At 62.8% G+C, this 7,630-nt stretch carries 4 protein-coding genes and 1 pseudogene; 3 read left to right on the top strand and 2 right to left on the bottom strand.

Going from position 1 to position 7,630, the window contains the following annotated elements:
• The first annotated feature begins 182 nt into the window (after positions 1-182).
• From ABD919_RS11065 to ABD919_RS11075, 3 genes are all read left to right on the top strand, one after another.
• Positions 183-3,035 carry a S8 family serine peptidase gene (locus ABD919_RS11065; protein WP_345236070.1) on the top strand — a complete coding sequence of 951 codons (2,853 nt, stop codon included), beginning with the start codon at positions 183-185 and terminating at the stop codon, positions 3,033-3,035.
• Between the two features lie 372 nt (positions 3,036-3,407).
• Entirely contained in the window at positions 3,408-5,915 is a 2,508-nt protein-coding gene (locus ABD919_RS11070; protein ID WP_345236071.1) for a T9SS type A sorting domain-containing protein, read from the top strand.
• Positions 5,916-6,464: 549 nt separating this feature from the next.
• Complete coding sequence (locus ABD919_RS11075; protein ID WP_345236072.1) at positions 6,465-6,713, top strand: hypothetical protein; 249 nt, start codon at positions 6,465-6,467, stop codon at positions 6,711-6,713.
• 244 nt (positions 6,714-6,957) lie between these two features.
• Here the strand turns inward: ABD919_RS11075 and ABD919_RS11080 are convergent, their stop codons facing one another.
• On the bottom strand, positions 6,958-7,464 hold the full coding sequence (locus tag ABD919_RS11080; RefSeq protein WP_345236073.1) for an SdpI family protein: 507 nt from the start codon (positions 7,462-7,464) through the stop codon (positions 6,958-6,960).
• Positions 7,465-7,539, bottom strand: a pseudogene (locus tag ABD919_RS23975) (DUF1648 domain-containing protein); the annotation flags it as partial.
• Positions 7,540-7,630 lie beyond the last annotated feature (91 nt).

Genomic DNA, 7,630 nt, shown 5'->3' on the forward strand with positions numbered 1-7,630 from the left:
CTCACCCTCCGTCAACATCTGCTGAAGCCGCAGAGTGCCCTCTAAAGAAACCGCCACTGCTCACATCCTACCGCTCAATTTGCACGTTTCAGCCATACTATCGCCTTCTTTGCCGAGCCCCGCTAAACCCGTACGTGCGGGGCTGTATATTTACCTTACCCAAGCGCTTAGGCTTCCCACCCATGAAAAAATCCGTACAGCTTCTGTCCTTGCTCTGGCTGGGACTATTTATATTCTTGCCGCTGCTTTCCCTGGCCGGCCCCGGCATCGGCCACACCTGGAACGCCTACCCCGAGGCGGGTAAGCTGGCATTTCGCCTCAAGCCCGGCCGCAACCCGGCGGCGGTAGAGCAGGCCCTGCGTACCCTGGGCGCCACCGGGCTGTTTCAGAAGTTTCCGCGGGCCCAGGCGCCTAGCCCCGAGCGCCCGGGCAGCGTGGACCTGCGCGGCATCTACCAGTGCGATGTGCCCCCGGCCCTGGAGCTGGACCGCGCCCGGGCCGTGCTGCTGCGCACCGGCGCCGTGGAGTATGTAGAGCCGCTTTATGTGCGCCAGCCCATGTACCAGCCCAACGACCCGCTGGCCGACTCCACCATCACCAGCCTGACGGCCGGGCAGTACTACCTCAAGCAAATCAAGGCCTATCGGGCCTGGGACGTTACCCGCGGCGATACCACCGTCGTGATTGGCATCACCGACGGCGGCGTGCGCCTCACCCACCTCGACATCGCGCCCCAGATTAAGCACAACTACGCCGACCCCATCGACGGCATCGACAACGACGACGACGGCTACGTGGACAACTTCACCGGCTGGGACCTGGCCAACAACGACAACGACGCGGGCTACGACATAGGCATCGTGCACGGCTCGCTGGTATCGGGCGTGGCCATTGCCCGCCCCGGCAACGGCATCGGGCTGGCTGGCGTGGGCCACAACACCAAGTTCATGCCCCTGAACATCTACCCCAACACCCCGACGGGCACTTTCGCCGGTATCGAAGCCATTGTGTACGCCGCCGACCACGGCTGTAAGGTCATTGTAATGGCCTGGGGGGCCGTGGGGGGCTACTCCCGCCTGGAGCAGGACGCCATCACCTACGCGGCCGTGAACCTTGACGCCGTGCTGGTGGCCGCCGCCGGCAACACCAACGCCGACCTGCGCTTCTACCCTGCCTCCTACGACCACGTGCTGTCGGTGTCGGGGGTGAACAGCACCGATGCCAAGGTGGGCGCCGCCACCTTCAACTACCGCGTCGACCTGGTGGCACCCGGCACCAGCATTCTTACCACCTTCGGCTACCATGCCGCCAACGGCGGAGGCCCGGCCGACAACGACTACACCGCCGTGGGCGGCACCTCGTTTGCGGCCCCCATGGTGGCTGGCGCGGCGGCCCTGGTGCGGCACCGCTTCCCCACCTACACCGCCGCCCAGGTGCGCGCCCAGCTCCGGCAGACCACCGACGACATCTACGCCCTGCCGGCCAACGCGGCGTTTCGCGACAAGCTGGGCACGGGCCGCCTCAACGTGCTGAAGGCCCTCACCCAGACCAACCTGCGGGAAGCACGGGTGATGAGCAGCACCTTCGCCCCCAACCGCCTGGCCTACGCCCCCGGCGATACCCTGCGCCTAACCGTGGACGTGCAAAACCTGCTCCAGCCCCTGACCGGCGTCACGGTTGAAGTCAGCTCGCTCTCGCCCCACCTGCTGGTGCGGCGGGGCAGCTTCGCCATTGGCAGCCTGGCCACCCTGGCCCGGGCTACGAACCGGACCCTGCCTTTCCGCCTGGCGGTGGCAACCGCCGGCGTCCCCATCAACACCGTGGCTACCCTGCGCTACCGCATCACGGCAGCCGGCGGCTACCAGGCCGACCAGTTTACGGAAGTGCTGCTCAACCCCGACTACGTAGTGCTCGATGCCGGCGACCTGGCCGTTACCATCACCAGCCGCGGCAACCTGGCTTACGACAACCTGCAGGGCAGCATCGGGGCCGGCGTGAGCTACCAGGATGGGGCGCCGCTGCTGAGCGAGGGCGGCCTGATGCTGGCCACTACGCCCACCCGGGTGTCGGACCGCATTCGCAGCAGCGGAGCCAACTCGCGGCAGTCGTTTTTCCGGGTGCAGCAGGCCACCCACCAGCAGCCCGGTCCCCGGGCCGACCAGGAAGCCCGGAGCGTGTTCCAGGACACTATTCCGGTGGCTGGCTCGCGCATTCGCTCCGTGGGCGTGCGGGTACGGCAGCGCGGCTACAGCTGGGCCACGCCCGGCCGCCGCAACTTCGTGGTGCTGGAGTACAACCTCAAGAACATGACGGCCGACACCCTGAAACCCTTGTATGCCGGCATTTTCACCGACTGGGACTTGCCCAACAGCGACGGGGGCGGGCGCAACGTGGCGAACTGGGACAGCGTGCGCCGCCTGGGCTATTCCTATAACCTGAGCCAGCCCGCCGTGTACGCTGGCGTGCAGCTTCTGCGTGGAGGTGACCCTTCCATTTATTCCATCAACAACGGCGCGCCCGCCGGCAGCCCCGTGCGCCTGGCCGATGGCTTCTCGCCCGCCGAGAAGTTTCTGACCCTGAGCAGCGGCACCGCCCGCGCCCAGCGTACGGCCGGCCTGCCCAATGGCGCCGATGTGTCGCAGGTAGTGGGCACCCGCCTGGCCCGACTCGCTCCCGGCGACTCCATCACCGTGGCCTTCGCCGTGCTGGCTGCGCCTACTCTCACGCAGCTGCAGGCTGCGGCCGATGCTGCTACGCTGACGTACGCCACCCTTTTGCCCAGCCGGAAAGCCGAGGCCGCGGCGGGCTTCAACGTATTCCCCAACCCTACCAGTGGACAGCTACGTGTAGACTTACCCGCCCGGTTTGGGCTGTACGAGGTGCAGGTGCTCAATACCCTGGGCCAGGTAGTGCTGCGTCGTACCTTAAATGGCAGCCAGGTAAGTATGGACCTGACTGGCTTGGCACCTGGCCTGTATACGCTGAAGGCGCTGGGCAGCCAGGCCACGCTGACGCGGGCCGTGGTGCTTAGGTAAACGCGGCCGGCCTGCTCTTGCCCAGGAAGCGGACACCGGCAAAGGAAACCGGGGTAGCACGCTTGCATTTAGCGGGAGCTGCCTCGTAGCGGTTCTGCAGATGATGTGTCGGAAAGGGGGCCTGCCCGGGAGGGTAGGCCCCCTTCTATTTGTGGCAATTGCCTGGCCCAGATGGCGCCGTTTGGAGAGTTGCTTCTGCCATGCGGGGGCTTGGGTGGAATTGCTATCAGCAACGCTGCTATCTGCCCGCCACACACCCCGGAGGGCGAACGACCCTATATTCACGCCTGGATTTCCATTATAACACCCTCATACCTCCATTTTCATTTGACAAGAATAATGACACACCAGTTTACTTCCTTGCTTACGCTTTTGCTTCTGGCATTTAGCAGCCTGGCCAAGCTACAGGCACAGGCCCTGGACCCGGCCTTTCAACCCACAGTTCTGAGAACCATTGCGCCGGTAAGCCGCCAGAATACGCCCCGTGCGCTGCTGGTGCAGCCTGATGGCAAAGTACTGACTGCCGGCTCCTTCGACTTTGCGAATGGCACCCTGGCCGGCAAAATCCAGCGCCTGAATGCCGACGGCAGCACGGATGCCAGCTTTACCTCCGGCGCAGGTGCCAATGGCTTCATTGCCGCTCTGGCGCTGCAGGCCGACGGCAAAATCATCATTGGCGGCGGCTTTGCTGCCTACAATGGCGTTCCCATGCAGAACGTGGCCCGATTGAATGCCAACGGCACCCTCGACCCTACCTTTATGCCGTCAGGCATCAGCTCAGCCCGGCAGGTAACCAGCCTGGCCCTGCAAGCCGACGGTAAAATTCTGGTGGGCAGCGTAACGAACCTGGGCGGCATGACCAACCCCGGCATTGTGCGCCTCAACCCCAACGGTACGGCCGATGCAACTTTTAACGTAGGAGCTGGGGCCACCGCGGCAACCGGCGTGGGCATTGTGTGGAGCGTGCTGGTGCAAGCCGACGGCAGGATTCTGGTTGGCGGCTCGTTTAGCAGCTTCAACGGCCAGCCCGCCAACCACCTGGTGCGCCTCAACCCCACGGGCAGCCTGGACGGCAGCTTTACGCCGGGCACCGGGCCCGACCAGTCCGTGCGCGCTCTGGCCCAACAGCCGGATGGCAAAATTCTGATTGGTGGCGCCTTCACCAATTTCAACGGGCAGCCGGCGGTGCGCCTGGCCCGGCTGATGACCAGCGGCCAGCTGGACCCGACCTTCAACACGGCCACCGGCGCCAACCAGCAGGTACTGACCCTGCTGGTACAGGCCAACGGCAGTGTGGTGGTGGGAGGCCAGTTCACCCAGTACAGCGGGCAAGCGCGCAACGGCATTGTACGGGTGCTCAGCACCGGTACCCCCGACGCTGGCTTCAACATGGGTGTGGGCACCAATACCGGTGCCTCGGTGTTTTCGCTGGCGCAAACCGCGGCCGGCCAAGTGCTGGCCGCGGGAGATTTCTCGCAGTTTGACGGTAACGCAAAAACCGGCCTGGTGCGGCTTACGGCCACCGGCGCCAACGACCCGGTTTTCACCTTCACGGCCAGCGAGCGGGGTTTTATCAACTTTGCAGCCCCCCTGGCCAATGGACAGCTGCTGGTAAGCGGTAATTTCACGGAATTTAATGGCGTAGTGGCGCCTGGCTTTGACGCCTCCGTGCGCCGCATCAACGCCAATGGCAGCCTCGACCCAACCTACACCACGACGGCTAGCTCGGTGTACGGTGCCCAGCCCGATGGCACGTTTTACGCGTTAGTGTCGACGCTGACGGGAGGCGTGCAACAGTCCGCTTTGCAGCGCATATTGCCTTCCGGGGCAGTCGACAATTCCTTTGCGAGCCTGCTGTTTAGCGCGGCTGCGCCAAGCATCGCGCCGTTCCAAAACCTGACCGTGCAGCCCGACGGACGGGTCCTGGTGTACGGCAATTTCACCTCTTATGGCAACGCAACCCGCAACGGCATCGTGCGGCTGAACACCAACGGAACCGTTGACACGCAGTTTAACCCGCCGGCCGGCACGGCGCCCCGTGTTGTCGTCAACGCCGTGGTGCAGCCTACCGGCAAAATTGTAATTCGCTACACGGAAAGCGGCACGGGGGCGCTGCCCGGCAACCTGCTGGCCCGCCTGAATGCCGATGGCACCCTGGACAACACCTTTTCCGTGGGCACGGGCGCCGGGCCGAACGACTTCTTCAGCGTGCTTATGCAGCCTGATGGCAAGCTGCTGCTCAGCGGTGGTCTCACCTCCTTCAACGGGCAGGCTACGCCGTTTGGCGCCGTACGGCTTGGGGTGAACGGCGCCATAGACAACACTTTCAACGGCCTAACTGACAATTACTCGTTTCGGGTAGTACAGCCCGATGGGCGCATCCTGGCCATTGCAGGCAACCGGGGCACCAACGCCCTGGTGCGCCTAAACGCCAATGGCAGCCCGGACAACTCATTTGCGGCGGTGGCCATCCCATTGGGCATTTTTGTGGGAGACGACGTATCCAGCAGCTTCGTGCTGCAGCCTGCCGATAACAAAATCATCGTGTTTGGCAGCTTCCGCACGGTTGCTGGTCAAACGCGCATTGGTCTGGCCCGCCTCACCAACCCGAACGTTTCCAGCACCCGCAGCGCCGCAGCTACTCTGCCGCTGGAAGTATACCCCAACCCTACCCGCGAGCTGCTCACGGTGGCCCTGCCCGCAGCCGCTACCCAGGCTACCCTGCTTGACCTGATGGGCCGCCCGGTGCGTACCTGGACGCTGGCAGCCCGCCAGCAAGAAGCCCGGCTCGACCTGGGCAGCGTAGCGCCTGGCGTGTACGTGCTGCGCATTCCCACCCCAGTTGGTACCTACCAGCAAAAAGTGGTGCTCGCCCGCTAAGGCCGACCAGCATTCCTCTAAAAAGCCGTTGCCTTTCCCGGGCAACGGCTTTTTGTTTTTACATCAGGGCCGAAGCATTGGCTTGGCTGGCTTAAATGGTTCACAGCTGCCCAGCAGGTGGTAACGCCTGGCAACTTATAAGCAGCCTGGCCATTCCACCCGGCTCAGATGTGAACGATGCAACAACTGTCAGCTGCACCGTCTGCCGGTCAAACCGGCTGTTGATATTGTCCATGGCTGCCCGGTGCTGCTGGCTGCGCTGCAGCCCGGTCGCCGAGCCAGCACATAACTTCAGCTGGGCCTGCCCGGCGGTGCCGAGGCCGCTCAACCACAAAACTTGGTAAAGGGATTGGCAACGTTAATTACCAATATTTTTAGTAGAAAGATTTACGAACACGGCACAATCCAATCCCACCGCCAATTCGTACGTAAAGCTCCCAGTGGGATAGTTATGCCATTATGAGCATTACAGGCAATTTTTATTCTAAAAGGCCAAGATTTTTTAACAGCCAATATTTTTAGTCTGCCGTAAATTTTGTATCTTTGGACATGTCGAACATCAAGCTTCCCACCCCGCTTCCGGTGCAGCAGTATGCCCGCTGCGTGAACGACACCCAACGCCCGGCCGACTATATCGGCGACTGGCCCACAGCCGGTACGGTGTATCCCGTACGGGTGCTGCTCCACGCGCACACCGGCCAGCCTCAGGTAAAGGTGCTGGGCTTCTACGCCGAGCGGCCCTACGGCGCCTTCGCCGCCCACCGCTTCGAGCGCGTGGCCGACGTGTGGCTGAACTAAGCCGGCGCGGCATCCTTATGGTTTCACCCTTTGTGGCCCCGCTGGCTTTTGAGCCGGCGGGGCTGTGTTTTTTCTGTCTCCTCTTAGCAGGCTCCTTACGAGTGCCTTCGTGTAGCACTTATTGGCGCAGCCTCTTCCTTACTTTACTTGCACACCTTGTGCAGTTCTGGCTCTAATCCCAAGGCTGCAAAAGTGGAAAAGCCGCACCATGTAGCTGGTACGGCCTTTCTATTATGCAAACGAGCTAGAGCTGCAGCTTCTTTATTTGCTGCTGGTAGGCCCAATATGAATAGCCCAGCGACAGCAGCACTATTCCCAGCACCAGGCCTAGAAACACCGGCTGAAACCACTCCTCGGGGCCAAGCAGCGCCAGCAGCACAGAAGCCAGGCCTACCCCAAAAAGCAGCCAGCCAGTGAGACGGTGGGTCTGCGTCCAAACCTGGTCACTCTGCAGCGTCCAGGGAGTGCGTACCCCCAGGAAATAGTTGGGTTGTACTGTGGTTAGGTAATTTCCCAGCAGGGCGACAAACAGCGCCAGGCCCACGTGTAGCTCACGGCCAGGCAGCAGGCCCGGGTGCTGGGCCAGGTACAGTGAGTAGCATGCTAAGCCACTCAGGCAGCCCACCAGCAGCAGTGTCAGCTTGTGCAGGCTGCGGTTGCTGCCATCCAGACGCCGGCGTGGGTCGAGCCGGGGCAAGGCGGCCATGAGCAAGTACACGCCCAGGGGCAAAGCGGTGGTAAGCAGCCACACGTCGTTGCGCCCGACGTAGCCATCAATACCATCCGCGCCGAAGTGTGAGGGAATCCGAGCCGGCAGGGCGGGCCAGGCCCAGACTAGAGCGTGTTAATGACTTAGTAGGTTGCTCTGATTGGCTTTAACAAGCATCAAGCAGGCAAAGACGAGGTAATGAATGCCT

It is taken from the genome of Hymenobacter saemangeumensis, from assembly GCF_039541835.1.
Taxonomy (GTDB): Bacteria; Bacteroidota; Bacteroidia; order Cytophagales; family Hymenobacteraceae; genus Hymenobacter; species Hymenobacter saemangeumensis.